This window comes from Flagellimonas algicida (assembly GCF_049629585.1).
Classification (GTDB): domain Bacteria; phylum Bacteroidota; class Bacteroidia; order Flavobacteriales; family Flavobacteriaceae; genus Flagellimonas.
On record NZ_JBMYIX010000001.1, the window covers coordinates 1,608,523 to 1,631,767 of the forward strand.

General features: G+C 43.8%; 21 protein-coding genes. 12 read left to right on the plus strand and 9 right to left on the minus strand.

The genetic code is table 11. The features are described 5' to 3' along the window. The first annotated feature begins 2 nt into the window (after positions 1 to 2). The 4 genes from crcB to ACPD8L_RS07285 all read left to right on the plus strand — a co-directional run bounded on the left by crcB (position 3) and on the right by ACPD8L_RS07285 (position 3,486). A complete protein-coding gene (crcB, locus tag ACPD8L_RS07270; RefSeq protein WP_116218312.1) occupies positions 3 to 377 on the plus strand; it encodes a fluoride efflux transporter CrcB in 375 nt (124 codons plus the stop codon). Between the two features lie 278 nt (positions 378 to 655). After that, complete coding sequence (locus ACPD8L_RS07275; protein ID WP_116218313.1) at positions 656 to 994, plus strand: P-II family nitrogen regulator; 339 nt, start codon at positions 656 to 658, stop codon at positions 992 to 994. Between the two features lie 33 nt (positions 995 to 1,027). Further along, the gene (locus ACPD8L_RS07280; protein WP_421809852.1) at positions 1,028 to 2,311 is read left to right on the plus strand and encodes an ammonium transporter; all 1,284 of its coding nucleotides are present in this window, start codon (positions 1,028 to 1,030) and stop codon (positions 2,309 to 2,311) included. A 122-nt stretch (positions 2,312 to 2,433) separates the two neighbouring features. Continuing rightward, positions 2,434 to 3,486 carry an outer membrane beta-barrel protein gene (locus tag ACPD8L_RS07285; protein WP_116218315.1) on the plus strand — a complete coding sequence of 351 codons (1,053 nt, stop codon included), beginning with the start codon at positions 2,434 to 2,436 and terminating at the stop codon, positions 3,484 to 3,486. A gap of 39 nt (positions 3,487 to 3,525) precedes the next feature. On the opposite strand, the gene ACPD8L_RS07290 is transcribed toward ACPD8L_RS07285, so the two are convergent. Continuing rightward, a complete protein-coding gene (locus ACPD8L_RS07290) occupies positions 3,526 to 4,164 on the minus strand; it encodes a DUF1684 domain-containing protein (protein ID WP_423942718.1) in 639 nt (212 codons plus the stop codon). Positions 4,165 to 4,223: 59 nt separating this feature from the next. Between ACPD8L_RS07290 and ACPD8L_RS07295 the strand changes: the two genes are divergently transcribed. Further along, a complete protein-coding gene (locus ACPD8L_RS07295; RefSeq protein ID WP_423942719.1) occupies positions 4,224 to 4,964 on the plus strand; it encodes a DJ-1/PfpI family protein in 741 nt (246 codons plus the stop codon). Here ACPD8L_RS07295 and ACPD8L_RS07300 read toward each other — a convergent pair. Further along, the gene (locus ACPD8L_RS07300) at positions 4,948 to 6,321 is read right to left on the minus strand and encodes an alpha/beta hydrolase (RefSeq protein WP_423942721.1); all 1,374 of its coding nucleotides are present in this window, start codon (positions 6,319 to 6,321) and stop codon (positions 4,948 to 4,950) included. The two genes, ACPD8L_RS07295 and ACPD8L_RS07300, sit on opposite strands and share 17 nt — an antisense overlap. A 94-nt stretch (positions 6,322 to 6,415) precedes the next feature. After that, on the minus strand, positions 6,416 to 6,868 hold the full coding sequence (locus ACPD8L_RS07305; protein WP_116218319.1) for an Lrp/AsnC family transcriptional regulator: 453 nt from the start codon (positions 6,866 to 6,868) through the stop codon (positions 6,416 to 6,418). A 123-nt stretch (positions 6,869 to 6,991) separates the two neighbouring features. Between ACPD8L_RS07305 and ACPD8L_RS07310 the strand changes: the two genes are divergently transcribed. Next, positions 6,992 to 7,393, plus strand: a complete 402-nt coding sequence (locus tag ACPD8L_RS07310; RefSeq protein WP_116218320.1) for a hypothetical protein — start codon at positions 6,992 to 6,994, stop codon at positions 7,391 to 7,393. Between the two features lie 8 nt (positions 7,394 to 7,401). Here ACPD8L_RS07310 and ACPD8L_RS07315 read toward each other — a convergent pair whose 3' ends face one another. After that, positions 7,402 to 10,860, minus strand: a complete 3,459-nt coding sequence (locus tag ACPD8L_RS07315; RefSeq protein ID WP_423942722.1) for a methylmalonyl-CoA mutase family protein — start codon at positions 10,858 to 10,860, stop codon at positions 7,402 to 7,404. Positions 10,861 to 11,002: 142 nt separating this feature from the next. Here ACPD8L_RS07315 and purU point away from each other — a divergent pair, with 142 nt between their 5' ends. Further along, on the plus strand, positions 11,003 to 11,851 hold the full coding sequence (purU, locus tag ACPD8L_RS07320; protein ID WP_423942724.1) for a formyltetrahydrofolate deformylase: 849 nt from the start codon (positions 11,003 to 11,005) through the stop codon (positions 11,849 to 11,851). Positions 11,852 to 11,867: 16 nt separating this feature from the next. Here the strand turns inward: purU and ACPD8L_RS07325 are convergent, their stop codons facing one another. Together ACPD8L_RS07325 and ACPD8L_RS07330 are read right to left on the minus strand one after the other, a co-directional pair. Continuing rightward, positions 11,868 to 12,110, minus strand: a complete 243-nt coding sequence (locus ACPD8L_RS07325) for a CBU_0592 family membrane protein (protein ID WP_116218322.1) — start codon at positions 12,108 to 12,110, stop codon at positions 11,868 to 11,870. Then, entirely contained in the window at positions 12,110 to 12,712 is a 603-nt protein-coding gene (locus ACPD8L_RS07330; RefSeq protein WP_293301872.1) for a TetR family transcriptional regulator, read from the minus strand. Before ACPD8L_RS07330 ends, ACPD8L_RS07325 begins: the two co-directional genes overlap by 1 nt. A 170-nt stretch (positions 12,713 to 12,882) precedes the next feature. On the opposite strand from ACPD8L_RS07330, the gene ACPD8L_RS07335 reads away from it, so the two are divergent. The 4 genes from ACPD8L_RS07335 to ACPD8L_RS07350 all read left to right on the plus strand — a co-directional run bounded on the left by ACPD8L_RS07335 (position 12,883) and on the right by ACPD8L_RS07350 (position 20,140). Further along, positions 12,883 to 14,136 carry an alkaline phosphatase family protein gene (locus ACPD8L_RS07335; protein WP_423942726.1) on the plus strand — a complete coding sequence of 418 codons (1,254 nt, stop codon included), beginning with the start codon at positions 12,883 to 12,885 and terminating at the stop codon, positions 14,134 to 14,136. Positions 14,137 to 14,165: 29 nt separating this feature from the next. Further along, complete coding sequence (locus ACPD8L_RS07340; protein ID WP_423942728.1) at positions 14,166 to 17,420, plus strand: SusC/RagA family TonB-linked outer membrane protein; 3,255 nt, start codon at positions 14,166 to 14,168, stop codon at positions 17,418 to 17,420. A 31-nt stretch (positions 17,421 to 17,451) separates the two neighbouring features. Further along, a complete protein-coding gene (locus tag ACPD8L_RS07345) occupies positions 17,452 to 19,242 on the plus strand; it encodes a RagB/SusD family nutrient uptake outer membrane protein (RefSeq protein ID WP_423942730.1) in 1,791 nt (596 codons plus the stop codon). 193 nt (positions 19,243 to 19,435) lie between these two features. Then, a complete protein-coding gene (locus tag ACPD8L_RS07350; protein WP_116218327.1) occupies positions 19,436 to 20,140 on the plus strand; it encodes a DUF4197 domain-containing protein in 705 nt (234 codons plus the stop codon). 224 nt (positions 20,141 to 20,364) lie between these two features. Here ACPD8L_RS07350 and ACPD8L_RS07355 read toward each other — a convergent pair whose 3' ends face one another. Beyond that, complete coding sequence (locus ACPD8L_RS07355; protein WP_116218328.1) at positions 20,365 to 20,871, minus strand: hypothetical protein; 507 nt, start codon at positions 20,869 to 20,871, stop codon at positions 20,365 to 20,367. 209 nt (positions 20,872 to 21,080) lie between these two features. On the opposite strand from ACPD8L_RS07355, the gene ACPD8L_RS07360 reads away from it, so the two are divergent. Next, entirely contained in the window at positions 21,081 to 21,275 is a 195-nt protein-coding gene (locus tag ACPD8L_RS07360; RefSeq protein ID WP_116218329.1) for a hypothetical protein, read from the plus strand. Here ACPD8L_RS07360 and pyrF read toward each other — a convergent pair. Then, a complete protein-coding gene (pyrF, locus tag ACPD8L_RS07365; RefSeq protein ID WP_421809862.1) occupies positions 21,272 to 22,102 on the minus strand; it encodes an orotidine-5'-phosphate decarboxylase in 831 nt (276 codons plus the stop codon). The genes ACPD8L_RS07360 and pyrF overlap by 4 nt on opposite strands. A 30-nt stretch (positions 22,103 to 22,132) precedes the next feature. After that, positions 22,133 to 23,209, minus strand: a complete 1,077-nt coding sequence (gene prfA / locus ACPD8L_RS07370; protein WP_421809863.1) for a peptide chain release factor 1 — start codon at positions 23,207 to 23,209, stop codon at positions 22,133 to 22,135. Between the last annotated feature and the right edge of the window lie 36 nt (positions 23,210 to 23,245).

The window sequence follows — 23,245 nt, forward strand, 5'->3', positions numbered from 1 at the left end:
GTATGAAACAGGCCATTCTTGTTTTTTTGGGTGGAGGGTTAGGCAGTGTTCTACGATATGCCATTTCAAAACCTCTGAATCCATTATCCCCAAATTTTTTTCTGGGCACTTTTTTAGTCAATATAATAGGGTGTCTACTTATAGGACTTATCTTGGGTCTATCGGTCAGGGGCAACATTCTTTCCCAAAACAGCACCTTGTTTTTGGCTACGGGTTTCTGCGGAGGCTTCACTACTTTTTCCGCTTTTGCCTTTGAAAAGCATTTCCTTCTCAGAAACAGTGAGCTACTTCATTTTTCCATTTATCTGATCTCTAGCATCACCGTAGGTATTTTGGCCGTTGTCCTAGGCCTATGGTTATCAAAATTGGGCGAGTAACCCATTCTCAATCACCTATCATTTATCATTACTTTTTGATAAAAACCACGCATTAAAACACTACTTGTCTGGTTTTTAACACACTAAGTCATTTTTTCTTCATTCCACATCCAAAGAAGACCATAGATATTCCACAAAAAACACATTTAAAATATCATACCCTAAAAAAAATGGGGGTTGTTTTTAAATTTTACTAAAAATTAGTCAATACCCCCCTCATAAAGAGTGGTCTTTTATCAATTAACATATATTTGGCAAATCAATTAACAGTTTTACTTATGAAAAAAATCGAGGCGATTATTAGAAAATCAAAGTTTGATGAGGTCAAAAAAGCCCTTCATCAGATTGAGGTCAACTTCTTCAGTTACTGGGATGTAACGGGAGTAGGAAATGAAAAACAAGGTCATGTATACCGTGGAATATCTTATAGCACCAGCGATATCCAAAGAAGGTATTTGGTCATTGTGGTTTCAGATGATTTCTTGGAAAGAACCATCAATGTTCTATTGGACACCGCAAGCACAGGAAACGTGGGCGATGGAAAAATCTTTGTTTCCGACATGATCGAAGCATACAGAATACGGACCAAGGAAAGTGGTAGCGCAGGAATCAACTAAACAAACAGCCAAAAACTCAAAAAAACTTAGATTATGATTGTACAAGGACAAGAAGCGATAGATAAAGCTGTTGAAACGATCAATGGCGATATGGGCGCATTATGGATAACGATAGCGGCCATTCTGGTATTTTTTATGCAGGCAGGGTTCACTTTGGTCGAAATCGGATTTACCCGCAGTAAGAACTCGGGCAACATTATCATGAAGAACTTTATGGACCTTTCCGTTGGTTCCATTATGTTCTGGGCCGTTGGTTATGCCATTATGTATGGCAGCGATTTGGTAGGCGGTGGCTTTTTTAGATCCAGCCCTTCCGATCAAGGATACTTCTTTTTCAGTGCCACGGATTGGCACAACCTGTTCTTCCAGACCGTATTCTGCGCAACTGCCGCAACCATTGTTTCAGGAGCCATAGCGGGTAGGACCAAATTTTCAACCTACCTTATCTTTTCAGCCTTGCTTACCACTTTGATCTACCCTATTTCAGGTAGTTGGTATTGGCCCTTTGACGATGACGCATGGTTGAACACCGCAGGGTTCATTGATTTTGCAGGATCCTCCGTCGTTCATGCCGTTGGTGGTGCTGCCGCTTTGGTGGCCGCAATTCTAGTGGGTCCCAGGATCGGAAAATATGTAGATGGAAAAGCAAAAGTGATTGCAGGTCACAATATGGCTTTTGGCGCCCTTGGGGTATTTATCCTGTGGTTGGGGTGGTTTGGTTTTAATGGTGGTTCCCAATTGGCTTGGGGCGGCGACAATACGGTCAGCGCGGTCAGTGTGATCATCAACACCAATTTAGCTGCAGCCATTGGAGCCATTGGAGCCCTTTTCTTTACGTGGTTCAGGTATGGTAAAGCAGATATCTCCATGACCTTGAACGGTGCTTTGGCCGGCTTGGTGGGCATTACTGCAGGTTGCGGGGCCGTAAACACTTTTGGAGCATTGGCCATTGGACTTGTCTGTGGTATCGTAGTAGTATGCTCCATTGAATTTATCGACAAAAGGTTAAAAATTGACGATCCCGTGGGTGCTATTTCCGTCCATGGTGTATGCGGCTTTTTGGGAACCGTGCTCGTAGGCCTTTTTGCCTTGGATGGTGGATTGCTTTACGGTGGTGGCGCCAAACTCCTTTGGGTACAGACCTATGGATCTCTATCCTATATCCTATGGTCCGCTTTAGCTTCCTTCATCATCTTGTTCATTTTGAAAAAGACCATGGGTCTAAGAGTTTCCGAAAAAGAGGAAATCGAAGGTTTGGACCTTCACGAACACGGAATGGAAGCCTATCCGGAGCATATTTCCTCCCAAAACAACTAAACTAACCTTTCCAAACTAAAAACGGAGCGTTTGGCAGAACGCTCCGTTATATAATCTTTTCAAACTAACTCTATTTACTAACCGCATGTCCTTCCATGAAGGGCATCTAAATCGATTCCAAGATGAAAAAGATTACGAATGCAAATTACGCAAAAAAAGTCGCTTTTCCAGCACTGGCGCTGATTTCTATGGGACTGCTCGCCCAAGAAGAAGAAAAGCCAAAATTCAATTTTAGTGGGACTGCTGATGTGTATTACAGATCCAATATCACAGCTCCCAATGGCGAAGAAGCCATTGCCCCTGGATCCTCATTTGCCAACCTGGATGGCTTTGCCTTGGGCATGGCCAACCTTATTGGAACCTATGAAGGTGAAAAGGTGGGCTTTGTAGCCGATCTGGTATTTGGCCCTAGGGGGACGGACGCCACTTTCGCATCGCCCATGTATTCCGCAACAGGTGACATTGTAAACCAGTTGTATGTCTATTGGAATGTAAGCGAATCCATGACCCTTACCTTTGGTAATTTCAACACCTTTTTGGGGTATGAGGTGATTTCCCCAGCGGCCAATTTCAATTACAGTACCTCCTATTTGTTTTCCTACGGCCCTTTTAGCCATACCGGTTTAAAGGCCGATGTTGATTTGGGAAACGACTGGTCCGCCATGTTGGCCGTAATGAATCCAACCGATTTAACGGAACTGAACGGTACCGGGGATTATGCCGTAGGCGCCCAATTGGGATATTCGGGGCAATTCCTGAATTTCCTGTACAGTCAGGGTGGCTTTGAAGTGGATTACACCGGTGGTTTTGACCTTACCGAAGAGCTCTTTTTAGGCATCAATGCTGCTCATTTCAGTCAAGAGGACAACGGGGGCACCTTTACCGGATTGGCGCTGTATCCACAGTACAAAACCTCAGAAACCTTTTCCGTGGGGCTTCGTGCCGAATATTTCATGGAAGGGGATTTCTTCGGGGCCATTGGCGATCAATTCGATGCCGACGGTGATGCCAGTGTATTTGCCTTGACATTTACGGGAAGTGCAACCATTGGGGATTTGATCTTAAAACCGGAAATTCGCTTAGATAGTGCCTCTGAAGATGTTTTTTTGGATAATGACAGGGATCCAACGGCCAGTTTGGCGTCGGTCCTGATTGCAGCAATATATTCTTTTTAATCCCAAGGAATATCTTTTGTTTCAATACAAAACGACTTTTTAGTCTTTATTGAAATCTTTCACTCCTGCCCTCACTTTAGTTCTCAAATAATTTTGCCTCGGCACTAGAGGGCAGGAGTATTTTTTGTTATACACGCAATAGGGGTTATACGCCTTATTGAAGTCGATTACCAAGGTATCCCCCTCAGGAATGGATAAATCTATGTATCTACCACCACCGTAGGTTTCCTTTCCATTAGTGTCATCCAAAAAAGGAAGGAACAGATAATCCTCATACCCTTCTTCCCCTACCAGGTCCAAACTTCGATAGACCTCCAGTTTATGCTCTTCCCCATTTAGGCGGAAATGTGCAATCCCATACACCACTTCCCTACTTTTCCTATCCGTGGTGGTGGGCAATAAAAATGGAACAGCGTCCGGGGTAAGCACCAATTTGGCGTTGACCACATAAGTGGTATCCGGATCATAAAAATCCAATCCGGTAAAATCTTTGCGATATTTGTCTGGCAAAGGCGAAGTTTCAGGATCCCTGAAACTTTCGTTCGTCTCTTTCTGATAGTTTAAAATAGCTGCCAACATGGATGAATCAGGGGAGGCAACTTTAACATCATCATGATATTTTTTACCTCTTCCACAGGCCATCAACAAGACCATAAAAACCACAAAAGAATATTTCATGTGCATAATTTTATTACAAAAGTAGCGGAAATGATTCTTAATGCTACCTTAGTGGCACTATGATAAAAAAAGTGTTCTGTTTTGCGATAATCATTTTTCTGACAGCCTGTGCAGATAAGAAATCCGAAGGAAAAAACGATTCTGATGCCCATCGACAACTGCCCGTCTTAAAGCCAAATCGGTACAATGTGGCATTCTTGATCATGGACGGGGTGTACAACACCGAGTTTACAGCACCTTATGACATCTTTCAACATACCCAGTTCAGAAAGGGTATCAAGGCCATGAACACCTTCAGTGTGGCCAATACTTTGGAACCCATTACTTCCTTTGAGGGCATACGCATACTCCCGGATTTTGATTACACCCGGGACTCCATTCCCAAAATCGATATTTTGGTCGTACCCAGTGCCGAACATCATTTGGACACTGACCTACAGGACACCACCATGCTGAATTTTGTGCGCAAGGCAAGCAAGGAGGCACTATTTGTAACCTCACATTGCGATGGGGCTTTTGTGTTGGCCAAATCAGGGATTTTGGACAGTGTGGCTTCCACCACTTTTCCCAGTGATATAGAAAAATACAAGGAAATGTTCCCACATCTTAAGGTAAAGGACAGTGTTTTGTTTGTTCATGACGGAAAATTCATCACCTCGGCGGGCGGGGCAAAAAGTTTTGAAGCCGCCTTGTACCTATGCGAATATCTTTATGGAAAAGAAATTGCGGAATCCATTGCAGGCGGATTGGTCATTGACTGGAACCTTGACAACGTACCAAAGTCTATTCCTCCTCAATAGTATCGTACAGGGCATCCTTTAAATATTTGGACACCAATGTATTGAACTCCGGAGTGATTCGAAATAATGCCGTATGCTCCAAACCATACAACCTATCCTTGTCCTTGAAACCTTTCTTTAAGGCCTCTTCCAAATAGAACAAAGCAGTACCAAAATCCTCGTTTTTGGCACTCAAGGAGACGGTTTTCAAGTAAAAATCAAAGTTTTCCGGCTCCAATAAGGTCTTCAACATATACAAGAATGCAAGGGCATCTTCATCTACCATCTCATTGGATAGCACCATTTGGATATTGTCAGCTGCCAGTGCATTTACAAATCCCAATAAGCGATTACCCATTTCCACTTCAAAGGTATTAGCACTGGAAACGAACTTATTTATTTCGGTCATTTGATAGTTCCACCAACCCAAATTATTAAAGTTATAGGTTAGCATATCCTCCTCCATATAATATTGGTAGTCTTGTTTGAGCAACGACTCCTTCAGGAAGGCTGCCTGCTCTTCCCGTCTCATGGCCCTAAACTGCTTATTTCTCCTCAATTCTTTCTGTACCAATCGCAAGGAATCCAAATTTTTATGGGCACCGTACATACTCATCATTTCTCCCAAATACTGTTCGGCCCAAATAAATTTTCCGGAATTTTTTAGGGTATTGACCTTTTCAAGGTCTTCTTTGAATGCATTCTCAATATAAGCTGAATCCTTTGGTATCCATTTTCTTCCCATGGCCTGGAGTGTGAACAACTGCATTCCTTTACTGAGGTAATCGTTGGTGGGCCATTCATTGCTTCCGTCAAATAGCAGGATATGGTTCGGAAACTTATAGGTATCCAACAGCTTTTCATCCGCCAGCAATGTGGGATAGTTATAGTTGTTTCTATTGACCATACCAATAAAATGGAAAGACTGCCTACTACTCAACAATTCCGTATTGGCCAAGGAAGCACTTATGGTCATGACCCCTTTTATTCCTTTGATAAAGGTAGGTGTCAAGCTTGCAAAACGCCCTCCAGAAGCAGTTCCCGCCGTATAAATTCTTTCATTTTTAATGGGCAGCATTCCCACAACACTCTCAATGGTTCCCAAGGTGGTTACCATATTGTTGGTGATTGAAACGCTGTCCAAAACCTTGGGGGCGGCCAATACGTAACCTTCCTTTTCCGCAGATATCAAAAACATGGACAAGGCCTGCCTCTCTTTCCCTTCCATATCAAAAACCACTAGCAATGGCCACTGCCTATCCGTGGTAAAATTGGAAGGTAGAAATAATGAAAAAGTACTTGAAAGGGAGTCGTTGACGGATAAGTTTTCTATGATTTCCCCTTTTTTTAAGGTTATTTTTTGTGCTGATGCGGACATCGAACAAATCACCGAAAGAAAAACTAATGCGTATGTTTTTTTCATAGTTCTATTGCAACAAAAATCTAGCCAAAAAAGAACTTAGCAACAAATTTCACTTTTTTGCCTTGGCATTCTTTATAGGGGCATGGGCCACTATGTTGGACAATACAATATGGGTCCTACATTCCCCATATACAATCAGTTCGTCAATAAACTTTTCTAAATGGGCCTGATCTTTCAGCACCACTTCCATAATGATGTTTTCATTTCCTGTGATGCGATAACAATTGACCACTTCCTGAAAGGACTTCACCTTGTCCAAAAAGGGTTTTAGCTTACCCATAAAAGCTCTTAACATAATGATGGCCTTGAGCTGATGGCCGGCCAATACGTAGGAAATATTGGCCCCATATCCTTCAATGATTCCCAAGTCTTCCATTTTCTTGACCCGTTCTGCCACTGCGGGCGGCGTAAGCCCTACTTTACGGCCAATATTGGCAAAAGATTCCCTTGCATTGCGCTGCAAATGCCCTAATATTTGCCAATTAAGCTCATCTATCTTCATATATTAAGAAAAAAGCCTATTAAATTTTATATTTAAAGGTAGAACTTGTTTTTCTCTTTTGAAAATAAAGTCGTGATTTTTAATTCGTGCGTAATTTTATAAGACAAAATTGCTTTGAAAACCATGGAGAGAAGTTCTCTTAATTCTTTGGGTGTATACCGCAAATCTTTGGCCTTGCGCGATTTGAGCGAGGCCGTAGCTTCCTATTTTTCCTACAATAAAGAGATTCTGTCATTACGCAAGATTGACAATTTCCGGGATGACATCTCCCAATCCCTTAAAAATGATGCCCTTCTCATAACCCGAGAAGTAGAACAGGCTGCCTTGAGCAACTCGTATTCCGTTCGGATGCGCAGTTTAAACTACATCAACATCATGACCCGAAACATTTTGGCCTATTGTAACGGCTTGGAGCGTGACGGGGTCAAGGAAAAGGAGTACCTCAACCTACTTCGAAAGGAAATCAAGATTTTTAGGGCTTCCTTTAAAAAATGGAGAAGGTCTTTCCATAACCGGAACGACTAACCCCTCTTTTACATATTGCGTCTATATTGTCCACCTACTTGGAACAGGGCCTTGGTGATTTGTCCCAAGGAACAGTACTTGGTAACTTCCATTAATTTTTCGAAAATGTTTCCGTTTTGAATGGCCACCTGCTGAAGTTCAATCAATTGTATCCCAGCTATGTCCTTTTCTCTTTTATGCAGCTGTTTTAAGGTTTCAATCTGGTTCTTCTTTTCTTCTTCCGTTGCCCGAATCACTTCCGCAGGCAATATAGTGGGCGAACCTTTGGAACTCAGGAAGGTATTCACCCCTATAATTGGGTATTCCCCTGAATGTTTTAAGGTTTCATAGTGAAGACTCTCCTCCTGAATCTTGGAACGTTGGTACATGGTCTCCATAGCCCCCAAAACCCCGCCGCGCTCTGTGATTCTATCAAACTCCATTAACACGGCTTCCTCCACCAAATCGGTAAGCTCTTCAATGATAAAAGACCCTTGCAAGGGATTTTCGTTTTTGGCCAACCCCAATTCCTTATTGATGATCAACTGGATGGCCATGGCCCTTCGGACGGATTCCTCGGTAGGGGTGGTAATGGCCTCATCATAGGCATTGGTATGCAGGGAGTTGCAGTTGTCATATATGGCATAAAGTGCCTGGAGCGTGGTCCGGATATCATTAAAGTCAATTTCCTGGGCATGCAAGCTCCTTCCCGAGGTTTGGATATGGTACTTTAACATTTGGGCCCTAGGGTTGGCCCCATATTTTTCCTTGAGCGCCTTGGCCCAAATCCTTCGGGCCACCCTTCCAATTACGGCATACTCAGGGTCTACCCCATTGGAAAAGAAGAATGACAGGTTGGGACCAAACTTATCAATGTCCATTCCCCGGCTCAAATAATATTCCACATAGGTAAATCCATTGGAGAGGGTAAAAGCCAATTGCGTAATGGGATTGGCCCCCGCTTCTGCAATATGATAGCCCGAAATGGAGACCGAGTAAAAGTTGCGTACTTGATGCTCAATGAAATATTCCTGCACATCCCCCATCAACCTTAGCGCAAACTCAGTGGAAAAAATACAGGTATTCTGCGCTTGGTCTTCCTTTAAAATATCGGCCTGTACCGTTCCCCTAACCTGGCTCAGGGTTTCTTTCTTGATTTTTTCATACACCTCTTTGGACAACACTTGATCCCCGGTAACTCCCAAGAGCATCAACCCCAAACCATTATTCCCTTCGGGAAGGTCACCAAAATAGGTAGGGCGGGCTACTCCTTTCTTTTCAAAGATGTTGCTCATCTTCTTTTCAACTTCACTTTCAAGCCCTTTTTCCTTGATGTACTTCTCACAATTCTGATCAATGGCGGCATTCATGAAGAAACCCAACAGCATAGGTGCCGGTCCATTGATGGTCATGCTCACAGAGGTCAGGGGGTTGCTCAAATCAAACCCGGAATAGAGCTTTTTGGCATCGTCCAAACAACAGATGGACACTCCCGCATTTCCAATTTTTCCATAAATATCCGGCCTATGGTCTGGGTCGTTCCCGTAAAGTGTCACGGAATCAAAAGCTGTGGAGAGACGCTTTGCCGGCATATCCAGACTTACATAATGGAACCTTCGGTTGGTACGCTCCGGTCCTCCTTCCCCTGCAAACATTCGTGTAGGGTCCTCCCCTTCGCGCTTGAAGGGATACAGCCCTGCGGTATACGGAAATTCTCCGGGTACGTTCTCTTGTAAAATCCAACTGAGGATATCGCCCCAAGCTTTGTATTTGGGCAAAGCCACTTTTGGGATTTCACTATGGGAAAGTGATTGGGTATGGGTTTTAATATTGACTTCCTTATCCCGCACTTTGAAAGAATAGACCTCGGATTTGTATTGGGCAACCGTATCCCGCCATTTTAAGATAGCTTCCCAATGCTGTGGCAGGAGGTGCATCTTCACCTTATCAAACTCTTTGATCAATAGGACCAATAAGCTCTTTTCATCCGCATCATTGGATTGGGAAAGAATTTTTTCCTCATTCAAACCAGATTTATCCAAAAATGATTCCTCCGCTTTATTTTGATCCAGATTCAAAACACTGGCCATAGTGAGAAAAATACCGTACAGCTTTTGGGCCACCTTGGCCTGATCGGACACCCTGACGTCATAAGACCTATTATTCTCGGATATTTCCGAGAGGTATCGGGTGCGGGAGGGTGGAATCACATATATTTTTTCCGCCATTTCCTGGGTCACCTCAAAATGCGAGACCAGGTTGGACCCTGCTTTTTCCACCAAGGTATCCATGACCATTTTGTAGAGGTTGTTCATTCCCGGGTCATTGAACTGCGAGGCAATGGTTCCAAAAATGGGAAGGTCTTCCTCCTTGGCATGCCACAGTCCATGGTTTCTTGCGTATTGTTTTTTCACATCGCGAAGCGCATCCAAGGCTCCTCTTTTATCAAACTTGTTGATGGCCACCACATCCGCAAAGTCCAACATATCTATTTTCTCCAACTGGGTAGCAGCACCAAACTCAGGGGTCATCACATAGAGCGACACATCGCTATGTTCCAAAATCTCAGTATCGGACTGACCTATCCCTGAAGTTTCCAGAACAATCAGGTCATATTTTGCGGCCTTGAGCACCTGAACGGCTTCGGACACATGTTTGGAAAGGGCCAAATTGGACTGCCGGGTTGCCAACGACCGCATGTATACCCGCTCATTATGGATGGCATTCATTCTAATCCTATCCCCTAATAAGGCACCTCCCGTTTTGCGTTTGGAAGGATCCACAGAAATGATGCCCACATGTTTATCTGGAAAATCCGCTAAAAACCGGCGCACCAGTTCATCCACCAAGCTGGACTTTCCGGCGCCTCCCGTCCCTGTGATTCCCAAAACAGGTACGTCCGTCGCACCACTCTGTATTTCATTTTGATATTTTTCAAACGCTTCATGTCTGTTTTCGGCCAAGGAAATCAACCTAGCAATTGAATTGACATCTTTCTCTTCCAGTACTTTTCCGACCTTATTCCCTTTGGGAAGTATTAAATCCGGGACTTGGGTATCACAGCGCTGCACCAAATCATTGATCATACCCTGCAATCCCATCTGCCTACCATCATCGGGTGAATAGATGCGCTCTATCCCATAGGCCATCAATTCCTTTATTTCCTCTGGAAGGATGACACCTCCCCCGCCTCCAAAAATCTTGATATGTCCCGCTCCTCTTTCTTGAAGTAAATCGAACATATACCTGAAGTACTCATTGTGGCCTCCTTGATATGAGGTCATGGCAATGGCATTGGCATCTTCCTGAATGGCACAGTCCACCACTTCGGCCACACTTCTGTCATGTCCCAAATGAATCACCTCGACCCCAGTGGCTTGAATAATACGCCTCATGATATTGATTGCCGCATCATGACCATCAAAAAGTGAGGCTGCGGTCACGATCCTGATTTTATTTTGGGGTTTATAGGGTTTGGTTTGTTCCATTTTCAATAAAGGGTCTTTTTTTGCTATGCAATTTACAGAAAATGCAAGTCAAATTCGATTTTATTCAGAATATTACAAAAAAACAACAGCTGTGTAGTCTTCCTTTTTTGAATGTTATAATTTTATCGGTCTAATTTAGCCCATGAAGCTCACTATTCTTATCCATTGTCCCGACCAATCCGGCATTATACGGTCGGTAACCACATTCATACATCAACAAGAAGGAAACGTAATTTATTTGGACCAGCATGTGGACAAACAAGCGGGAGTATTCTTTATGCGGTTGCAGAGCGAGTTTGAAACGGAAGTGATCTTGGATGACTTTAAGGAAAAGTTCGATGCTTCCCTGGCCAAAGAGTTCAATATGGAGTGGGATATCCATATGGAGGCCCACAAACCCAAAATGGCCATCTTTGTATCCAAATACAACCACTGCCTTTATGACCTTTTGAGCAGGTTCAACTCAGGGGAATTAATGGTGGACATTCCTTTCATCTTAAGCAATCACCAAGATTTGGCATATGTTGCGGAGCAATTCCAGATTCCATTTTACCATGTTCCCGTCACCAAGGAAACCAAGGAAAGTGCCGAAGCCGAACAACTGGAACTATTAAAGGAGCATCAAGTGGATTTCATTGTATTGGCGCGTTACATGCAAATCGTATCAGACCAATTAATTGATAATTATCCCCAGAAAATCATTAACATACACCACTCTTTCTTGCCTGCTTTTGTTGGGGCCAAACCGTATCATGCCGCTTTTGAACGCGGGGTAAAGATCATTGGCGCCACCAGTCACTATGTTACCGCGGAACTGGACGCAGGACCTATCATAGAGCAGGATGTGACCGCAGTTTCCCACTCGCATTCCATCAAGGATTTTATCGCCAAGGGAAGGGATTTGGAACGAATTGTACTTTCCCGTGCCGTGCAGCTCCATGTAGCCCGAAAAACCATGGTCTACAATAATAAGACAGTGATTTTTTCATAGTCAACAGCCGGAATCTCTATTTGGTTGACACGGATTTATACAATCCAAAACAGGCAATGACGCCCCACACAAAATTAATGAACAGTACGGCCCAGGCTGAATAATAGGCACCGTTGGCCACAAAAAGGACGCTACCGATAATGTTGTACCAATGGTATACAGGTTGATTGGAAGTCCACTTTCCACGAATCAACATATAGTAGGAAAACAGAAAACAATACGAACCAACCCAGCCCAACAGCTCAAAGAAAACTCCCATCAATCCGCATATTTAAAAAGGTCCAAACAGTGCCTTATGTAGATTTCCTGTTGCTTTTGATGGGCTTTATCATTTTGTTGGAACATTCCCATGTAGTAATACGATCCATCAATCAGGGCAAAGATGATTTCGGTGAGCTCATCAATATTGGTATTGATTATGATCCCATTGTTATGCGCCTGTTTCAATTCTTCCCGCAATACATCGTGCAATTGCAGTAGGTACTCTTTAAAACTGTCATTGAAGGCCTTGTTCCTATATATAAGGGCATAGCAGCTATAAAACACCCCATCGTCAAAATACTGGTTCCATTTTCTTGAAAATAGATTATAGATCAACGCCTCAAGATCCTTTTGGGTCTTTATGGTTCCCAAATGATCTTCCACCAATACCTTAAGGTGTTGTTGAAGAATATATTCGTTCAACCCTATCAATAGTTCGTCCTTGGTATTAAAATAGTGCATGACCAGACCATTGCTGATTCCCATGGCTTTGGCCACTTTGGCTATGGAAGCATTTTCCAGTCCAATCTCCTTGGACACCTCATAAAATGCCTTTATGATTTCCAATCGCCTTGTTGGCCCCAAACTCTTTCTTCCCATGGTTCGTCCAAATTATAATGTTAAAGCAATAATACTCTTTTTTTTAAAAAAATAAATTGACTGAACGTTCAATTAATTTATTTTATAATTTCGTAACGATCACTTAAATATTTATTAATTGAACGTTTATTCAATTTACATTTCTTTGACCCATCGTTTAACACATCATCATGAAAGCTAACTATCTTCTTTTTCTCACTGCCTTTTTGGGCCTTACCACTACTTATGCAAGCTCTACGACTAGGCTGGATTCCATTGCAAAAAAAGTGGTGTTCATCATTGTGGATGGCATCTCGGCCGATCAACTAAAAAATGCCCATACGCCTTATCTGGATAGTATTGGAACCTCGGGAGGATACACCAATGCCTATGTTGGTGGTGGAAAAGATACCTATTCCGAAACCCCTACCATCTCCGCAGTGGGCTACAATAGCCTTCTTACAGGCACATGGGCCAACAAACACAATGTATGGGGCAATGGCATTAAAAAACCCAACTATAGCTACCCTACCATCTTTAAATTATTCAAAGACCAACGCCCCAACGGAACGGTAGCGGTATTTTCTTCTTGGCTGGACAATAGAACCAAACTCATTGGTGATGGTCTCCCGGAAACAAACCATATAAAAGTTGACTATGCCTTTGATGGGCTGGAGCATGATACCATCAACTATCCACATGATGCCCAAAGAAACTTTATGAAATTGATTGACTACACGGTCGCCGACCATGCCGCAAAGACCATTCTTGAAAAGGCCCCGGATGCTTCGTGGGTCTACCTGGAGTTCTCCGATGACATGGGGCATGGATTTGGTGATAGTGAACGATTTAACGCAGCCATACAGTTTGAAGATGCCCTTGTGGGCAAAATTTGGCAGGCCATAAAAAAGCGGCAATCAGCCCATAAAGAAGAATGGTTGCTTATTGTAACTACCGATCATGGTAGAAGTTCCAAGGATGGTAAGGGGCATGGTGGTCAGAGTGATCGGGAGCGCAGCACTTGGATCGTGACCAATTCCCAAAACACCAATACCTACTTCAAGGAACAGACCCCTGCAGTTGTGGACATTCTACCCACCATGACAGACTTTCTAAACCTTAATGTTCCCTTGGATATAAAAAGGGAGTGGGACGGGATCTCCTTGATACAGCCCGTGGATGCCATGGACCTAAAGGCAAAAAAAGAAGGCAAAAAACTTGTTCTGTCATGGAAGCACCTTGCCAAAGGGGAGGCCAAACTGTACATGAGCGACACCAATGAATTTAACTCGGGAGGAAAAGACACCTACAAGTTGGTAAAGACCGTGACCCTAGAGGAAGGCGGGACAACCCTTTCCCTAAGAAAACTCCCCAAGGGATTTTGCAAACTCGTTTTGGAAACCCCAAATACCAAATTGAACACATGGATCTTGGAAAATAAATAACTACTAAACCATCTAAATGCAAACATGAAATGAAAAACGTCTTACTTTTTGTACTGTTTTTAACCACCTCCTTTCTGGGCTATGGCCAGAAGGAAGTCTCAGGTACCATCGTTGATGCCTCCGATGTGCCATTGGCCGGTGTGACCGTAATGGTCAAAGGCACAACGAACGGAACCGCATCCGACTTTGACGGAAACTATTCCATTACGGTGGAAGAAGGCCAAGTTCTGGAATTCTCCTACATTGGTTTTACTACCAAGGAAGTGACCGTTGGCACATCCAATACCATAAATGTGGTGCTGGAAGAAGATGTCCAAAGTCTGGGCGAAGTGGTCGTCGTTGGTTTTGGCACCCAGAAGAAAGTGAATCTTTCCGGTGCTGTGAACAACGTATCCGTAGAGCAATTGGACACTAGGCCCATCAACAATGTAACCCAAGGCCTGCAGGGTATTTCCCCGGGTCTGAACATTGATTTCAACAGTGGTGCCCCCGGAGCCAATCCTGTAGTGAACATTCGGGGTTTTACCTCCATCAACGGAGGAAATCCCTTGGTAATCATTGATGGCGTCCCTTCGGATGTATCGCTTTTGAATTTGATAGCGCCAGAGGACATTGAAAGTATTTCGGTACTAAAAGATGCCTCTTCCGCGGCAATTTATGGAGCAAGAGCTGCATTTGGGGTACTTTTGATCACCACCAAGACAGGTAGCAAGGAAAAAACATCCATTCGATACAATACCTACGTTACCTTGGGCTCCCCGACCGTTGTACCCGAGAAAACCACCGATCCCTACATCTATCTGGCATTACAACGTTTGTCCGAGGACAATACGCCATGGACGGGCGTGGGAACCTCAGCCGAAAGACTGGCTTGGGCAAGGGAACGAAGCGATAATCCACTTAGTACTGTTGGGGTCAGGGAAAGCATCAATAATCCCGGGCTATGGGAATATATGGGCAATGAAAACTGGACCAATTATTTCTTGTCCAACAACACCTATTCCCAAAACCATAACTTGAGCTTTACCGGTGGATCGGAAAAGGTGAGCTATTACCTTTCCGCATCCCACAACAAACACAATGGCTCCTTAAAAATTGCCGATGACTATTTTAGTAGAACAGGGCTCCGAAGTAGGATCAACGTGCAACTGAACGATTGGTTAAGTTTGGGGAACAATACTTCCTATCTAATCTCAAAGCGGAAAAACCCTTCCTATTTCAACATTCAGACCCTGTACAACTTTGCCCCTACGGATTGGGACAAAAACCCCGATGGCAGCTGGGCCAATACCGATGTTGGGTGGATGGGCGCCCGTTTGACGGATGGTGGCAATGAAACTGGAAAAACCAACACCTTTCAGACTACTTTTGACACCCAGGCTTGGTTGATCAAGGACATTCTAAAAGTGAATGCCGAATATACCCTTCGCAAAGAGCATTATAATTATGATGCCAATTATGCCAAGTTTCAAATAGGATACGGTCCGGACGATGTTCGTGAAGAAGGAATAAACGAAGTATGGAAGCGATTCTCCGATGAGCAATATCAGGTATTGAACATCTACGGAACCTTCAACAAAAACTTTGGTGATCATGCCCTTACACTTTTGGGCGGTTACAACCAAGAAGAGTCCCGATATGACTACGTGACCCTTAACCGGGACGCCGTCATCTCTTCTTCGCTCCCGACCCTAGAATTGGCAACAGGCACATTGTATGGCAACCAATACATACGATCATGGGCGCTTCGCGGGTTGTTCTACAGGGCCAATTACATCTATAAGGATCGCTATATTTTGGAACTCAATGGAAGGTATGATGGTTCCTCAAGGTTCCCAAAAGACAAACGTTTTGGATTCTTCCCATCCGTTTCCCTCGCTTGGAACGTTGCCAATGAAAACTTTATGAAGTCGTTATACCCAACCTTGAACCTACTTAAGTTCAGGGCATCCTATGGTTCCCTTGGAAACCAGGATGTAGGATATGATAAATTGAACGATGGTTCCTTTGACTACATTCCTTCCATGGGATCGGACTTGTCCGATTATATCATCGACGGCGAACTGCCTTTAAAAATCACGGCACCTGGGATTGTTTCCAACAACTATACTTGGGAAGAAGTGGTTTCCAAGAACGTTGGTGTTGACCTAGGCATGTTCAACAATAAATTCAATGCTTCTTTTGATTACTTCATCCGGGATACCAAAGGAATGCTAACACTGGGCAAGGATCTACCGGCTGTTTTGGGCGCCAGTGAACCCAAAGAAAATGCAGGAGACCTACGGACAAAAGGTTGGGAATTGTCCTTGAGCTATCAGAACAATTTTGGAAACCCCAACAACCCGTTGCGATTTAGTGCCAAGTTTAATTTGAGTGATAGTAAATCCACCATTACCCGATTTGACAACCCCAACAATAGCCTCTTGCAATATTATGAAGGCATGGAAATTGGCGAAATTTGGGGACTTACCTCCGATGGTTTCTTTAGATCTCAAGAAGAAATCGATGCATTGGATGAAACCAGCATCATTCCGTGGGGCGCCCTCGAAATTGTAGAAGGCTGGCCCAAATATGTAGACTTGGATGGAAACCAGAAAATTGAAAAAGGACTGTCCGCCGATGACCCCAAGGACATGAAAGTCATTGGAAATATGTTGCCTAGATACCGTTTCGGGCTTAACCTCAACTTTGACTGGAATAATTTTGACCTTGGTGTTTTCCTTCAGGGTGTAGCCAAACGTGACTACTATCCAAGGGATTATCTGTACTGGGGCTTTTACCAACAACCATATTCGGGTGGTTATGAACACCTACAGGATTTTTATAGGGCTTCTGATGACAGTGCCGACCGTGTAGCCAACCATTCACAATCCTACATCAATGCCGGGTTGGCCAACGCCAATACCGATGCCCGATACCCTGTGCTCCAAGCTTGGTTGGCAGATAGGAACTTGGGAGAGCGTTTGGACCAGGCCCAAGGTTTGGCCATTCCACAGACCGCTTACTTATTGGACGGTTCCTACTTGAGGCTGAAGAACATCACATTCGGGTATACCATCCCCAATAAGTTCACCAAGAATATGGGCATCTCTTCGGTACGTCTATACTTTAGTGGCGACAATTTGTTTGAATGGTCCCAAATTGCCGATTTCTTCGATCCCGAGGCAGTTTCCGATATCAACGAACGTATCAACCCTGCATACAGTGCCCCTAGGGGAGAGACCAGTGGATACCAATATCCCTACCAGAGAAAATATTCTTTTGGAGTCAATGTCAATTTTTAATCAAACAACACGAACACGTTAAACCTTCATCATGAAAAAGGTATTCAACATAAGTATTCTGATGGTACTGGCCTTGGTATCATCCTGTAATGACGACTTTTTGGAGCGCTTGCCCGAAACCGAGATCGTTGCCGACAATTTCTTCAATACTGAAGAAGATCTGTCCATCTATATAAACGGCCTGTACAGCTTTCCAGGATTTGGAATGTACTACGCTGATGAAGCCACCGACAATTCCGCCACCACGGGAAATCGCGAAATCAAGACGATCATGACCACGGAGGCCAACTCCAATACCATAACTTCAGGTTGGGATTGGAATTACCTCCGAAACATCAACCTATTTCTTGAGAATTCCCCCAAAGCAGATGTTTCCGAAGAGATTAGAAACCACTACGATGGTGTAGCCCGATTTTTCAGGGCCCAGTTTTACATGGGAAAAATAAAGCGCTATTCCAATGTACCGTGGTATGATACGGTATTGACCACCGATTCCGAGGAGTTGTACAAAGCCAGTGATTCACGTGATTTTGTCATTGAAAAGATCTTCGAGGATTATCAGTTTGCCATTGACCATGTCTTGGAAGACCAACCCCAAGGTGCTGTGAACAAATGGTTGGTTCTGGCCTATGCCAGCAGAAATGCCCTTTTTGAGGGAACCTACAGAAAATATCATGACGAATTGAGTCTGGCCGGGACCGCCAACACTTATTTGCAAATGGCTTCCAATTTTTCAAAGCAGATCATGGATAGTGGTAATTTCTCCATTTACAACACAGGAAATCCCAACTCCGATTACTATACCTTGTTTTCGAGTGAGGACCTGACCTCAAACCCCGAAGTTATCTTTACCAACATCAATATAGCCAATGTAAAGGATAGTGGCGCATGGAGCGGGGTTTTTGGAAATTATGAGATGTCTCCCGCACGTGACCTTGTGGAAAGCTACTTGATGGCAGATGGTACTTATCTGAGCGACCAGCCCAATTATGAAACCTTGACGTTTGTGGAAGAGTTCACCGATCGGGACCCTAGATTGAGCCAGACCTATGCCTTTCCAGGCTGGGAACTCATCTATGTGACCAACTATTCCTCCGGTGCGGCCAACTATGTTCAACAATTGAACAAAAACTTTACGGGATATCACCAAATCAAAGGTTTCACCAATAGTTTGGACCAAGATTTCAGGAATGATGTGGATGTACCGGTATTCCGTTATGCCGAGGTACTACTGACCCATGCCGAGGCGGAAGCCGAACTGGGCTCCGTTTCACAAAGCATTTTGGATGCCACTATAAACGAATTGCGCAGCAGAGTGGGCATGCCCACTCTTACCATGTCCGTAGCTTCAGACCCTGTTCAAGCTGCCAGATACCCCAATGTAAGCAGCCCTGTTCTTTTGGAAATACGCAGGGAAAGAAGGGTGGAGCTTGCCTTGGAAGGAAGGCGGTTGGAAGACCTGAACCGATGGAAAGCCGGAAAATTAATGGAAAAGGAACCTCGCGGTTTATACTTTCCTGGCTTGGGCAAATACGACCTTACGGGTGACGGCATTGAAGACATCGTTCTTCTTGGCGCTTCTGATGTAGTTCCCAATCCTGAGGACCGGGAGACCAATAGCTTGGATGTTACCTTGATCTATTATCGGGCCGGTACTATTGGTGAAGATGTAGATGTATATCTTACCAATGGTTCCAGTGGCTATGTGATAGCCACACCGGAAAGAGGCACTTTTGAAGAACCCAAAGATTATTATAGACCCATCCCTGCTACAGAAGTTACCCTCAACCCCAATTTGGAACAGGTTTTTGGATGGGATTAGGCTTCAGTTGTTTGAGTTAGTTTGCTTTAATAAAGGAGGCCTAGTGGTCTCCTTTATTTTTGGTGCAACAAAGGTTCCTTCCAATTCCCAACCAACTACCGTTGCCCCTCAACTTTCCTCGAAAATCTGCCCATAAAGACTATTTTTTTATGGTTATAGCGTATTTTCACCCCATAACTATAAAAAACACACCATGAAACGAGCACTGCTATGTATTCTACTATTTCAGTTTGTGGGATGCACCGAACTACAACAGGTAGTAAACCAATTGCCCCAAGGGACCACAGGAATAGGAAATGCGGAAATTGCCCAAGGTCTTAGGGAAGCCCTGAACATGGGCATTGAGAAACAGGTAAATAAACTGGCCCTGGAAAATGGCTTCTTTAAAAATGAGCTTGTAAAAATATTACTGCCCCAGGAGTTACAAAAGGTTGACAAGACCTTGCGGGACGTAGGTTTGGGGAGTTTGGCCGATGAGGGCCTCCGAATCATCAACCGTGCCGCGGAAGATGCCGTAGGCGAAGCCACGCCTATTTTTGTTGAAGCTGTCAAAGGAATCACTTTTAATGACGCCAAACAGATTCTATTGGGAAATGACAATGCTGCCACGCAGTATCTGGAAGGTTCCACCAAGACCAAACTGTACCAAAAATTCAATCCCATCATTAAAAATTCATTTCAAAAGGTGGGGGCCGACCAGATTTGGAGCAATATCATTACCAAGTACAACAATTTGCCCCTTACCAACAACGTAAACCCAGATTTAACGGATTACACCACCAATCAGGCCCTGTCTGGAGTGTATGCTATGATTGCGGTGGAAGAGAAGGAAATTCGGACAAAAATTTCCTCTAGAACAACAGATTTGTTAAAAAAGGTGTTTGCTCTTCAAGATTAATCATAATTTTTTCAGAATTACACAATAAGGGGAAAAAATTATCGTTATAAACTCAATAAAATTAGATATTTATAACAAAATCCTAAAGTTAATTTAACCTTAGTCCAAGGGTTAAACAGGAATTTTGCAACAGTTAGAATTATCTGAGTTAGCATTTTTTTGAGTTAGTTAGTTTAAAACCGGTGTTCGCACCGGTTTTTTTGTTGGACCACCCCAAAGCAATATCACTTCTTTTTGTACAACCCATCAAATGCCACTGACACTACCTGTTCTCCTTGTAAAACCTCCCAAAGTTGCCGAACGGTACCATCCTCATTTTTAGTCCACGTAATCCGGTTTCTGTACATTAGGCCATCATCCTTGACAAACTCACCGGAAGTCAACATCATCTGGTTTCCCACCCTATTTCCTTTTAATTTTAGGTGTGCGCCGGTATTATCTACCCACAACTGTTCCCATTGCTGCTCAACGATATTAAAGAAATTAAGGCTTGTACCTGTATACCCGGGAGTGGCACTGGTCCAATTTTCGCGGATCACACATCCATTTTCCTCCCTACTTATACTACTTTCTCCTGCAGGAGCACCGTTGGCGGAATTTGTTACGGTCCATTCTCCAATCCAAAAATCAAAAGCTTTTTGATTCTCTGAACAACAATTGCAAGAAGCATTGTTCTGGGCATGGGCATGGAGAAAAAATAATAGGACAAAAGGCAATATCAATTTTTTCATACCTCTGGATTTTAGTTTTCGTTGGAACGATAAAACGACTCTCCTAAATGTACGTTAATTTATCCCTTAATAAATGTAAAGGAGCACCCACAAACCACCCACCAATGTTAAATTTTATATAAAGTACCTGATTTTTAGACGTATACCCCTCTTCCCCATAATCCACAAGCCTGTTTTGACCGTATCTTTGTTATAACAAATCTTGAGATATGAACAATCAGTATTGTAAAGTTGGGACAGTGACCCCGATCACCAGTGGAAATCAAGCCATCTCCATTTTGGAGTTCAGATATAACAACTTTCTTGAAAAAGCGGCCAATGTTTCATCAATGGACACCCATCTTGGCGAATTTTTCAAAAGAAAGGCCCAAGGCATCAAAAAGATATTGGAAGCTTTGCGTTAAGACCCTTGATGCAATTTTCCCAATTCAACGGCCATATCCATTTGAATGGCTTTAGCCTTGTCCGCAGCAGCATCTGCGAAATCCATCCCTTGGGAGGCATAGAGAATTCCCCGGGAAGAGTTGACCAATAGCCCTACATTTTGGGCCATTCCGTATTGGCAGACTTCCTGTAAGCTTCCCCCTTGCGCCCCCACGCCGGGCACCAACAAAAAACTTTCAGGCACAATTTCCCTGATTTCCTTAAGATAAGTAGCCTTGGTAGCTCCCACCACGTACATCAACCTTTCCGAATTTTTATACGTTTTGGAGGTCCGCAACACCTCTTTGTAAAGTTCTTCTTTCCCTATTTTTTTGGTCTGAAAATCAAAAGCTCCTTGGTTGGATGTCAATGCCAATAAAATAACATGCTTGTCCTCAAAATCCAGAAAGGGCTCCACAGAATCGCGGCCCATGTAAGGTGCAATGGTGACGGAATCAAAATTCAAGGTTTCAAAAAAGGCCTTGGCATATCGGGTGGATGTATTTCCAATATCTCCCCGCTTGGCATCGGCAATGGTAAAAACTTCAGGGTGGTTTTTATTTAAGTAGTCCATGGTCCTTTCCAAGGATTTCCAACCTTGGATACCATAAGCTTCATAGAACGCAATATTGGGCTTGTAGGCCACACAATATTCATGGGTAGCCTCTATGATGGCCTTATTGAAAGCAAAAATAGGGTCTTCCTCTTGGAGCAGGTGTTGGGGGATTTTCTCAAGGTCAGTATCCAAACCTACACACAGAAAGGATTTTTTTTGATGGATCTGCGAAACTAACTGCTCTATTTTCATGGATAGGTATTCTGGATCGACTTCTGGCGGTTAAAAAATTTCTGAGGCTTCTTTTAATTTCTCGGTGTTCTCCACTAACATCAACTCATCAATGATCTTTTGGATATCCCCATTGATAATGTTCTGCAAGTCGTACAGCGTGAGACCGATTCTGTGGTCCGTGACCCGACCTTGGGGATAATTGTATGTTCTGATCTTTGCCGAACGGTCACCACTACTTACTTGGGAATTTCTTTTGGCGGCATCCTCGGCTTGTTTTTTGGCCAGCTCCATGTCGTACAATCTGGAACGAAGCACTTTAAACGCCTTGTCCTTGTTCTTGTGCTGGGATTTTTCATCCTGACACTGCGCCACCAATCCCGTAGGGATGTGCGTCAAACGAACGGCGGAATAGGTAGTGTTCACCGACTGTCCACCTGGACCGGAAGAACAGAAATAATCGATTCTAACATCCTTGGGGTCTATCTGCACATCAAAATCCTCAGCTTCTGGAATAACCATTACCGTTGCAGCACTGGTATGCACCCTACCTTGGGTCTCGGTCTGGGGCACCCGTTGCACCCGGTGCACCCCTGCTTCAAACTTTAACGTACCGTATACGTCTTCCCCGGAAACCTCAAAGTGGATTTCCTTATATCCACCGCTGGTTCCTTCACTAAGGTCAATGATATTGGTACGCCATCCTTTGGATTCGCAGTATTTGGCATACATGCGGTACAGGTCGCCCGCAAAGATACTGGCCTCGTCACCACCGGTCCCGGCCCTAATTTCCATGACCACATCCTTGGCATCTTCCGGGTCTTTGGGAATGAGCAGGAACTTTATTTCGTCTTCCAATTTGGGCAATGCCCCTTTGGCTTCCTCCAACTGCATTTTGGCCATTTCCACCATTTCGGCATCACTTCCATCCGCAATGATCTCCTCGGCCTCCGTAATATTGTTGGTAAGGTTGATATATTCCTCCCGTTTATCCGAGAGCACTTTCAGGTCCTTGTATTCCTTATTCAGCTTAATGTATCGCTTTTGGTCGGCAATTACATCAGGCTGAATGATCAAGTCCGAAACCTCATCAAAACGCTGTTTTACAATGTTGAGCTTGTCTAGCATAAATCCATCCTCGTTAAGGTTGCGAATTTACGATTT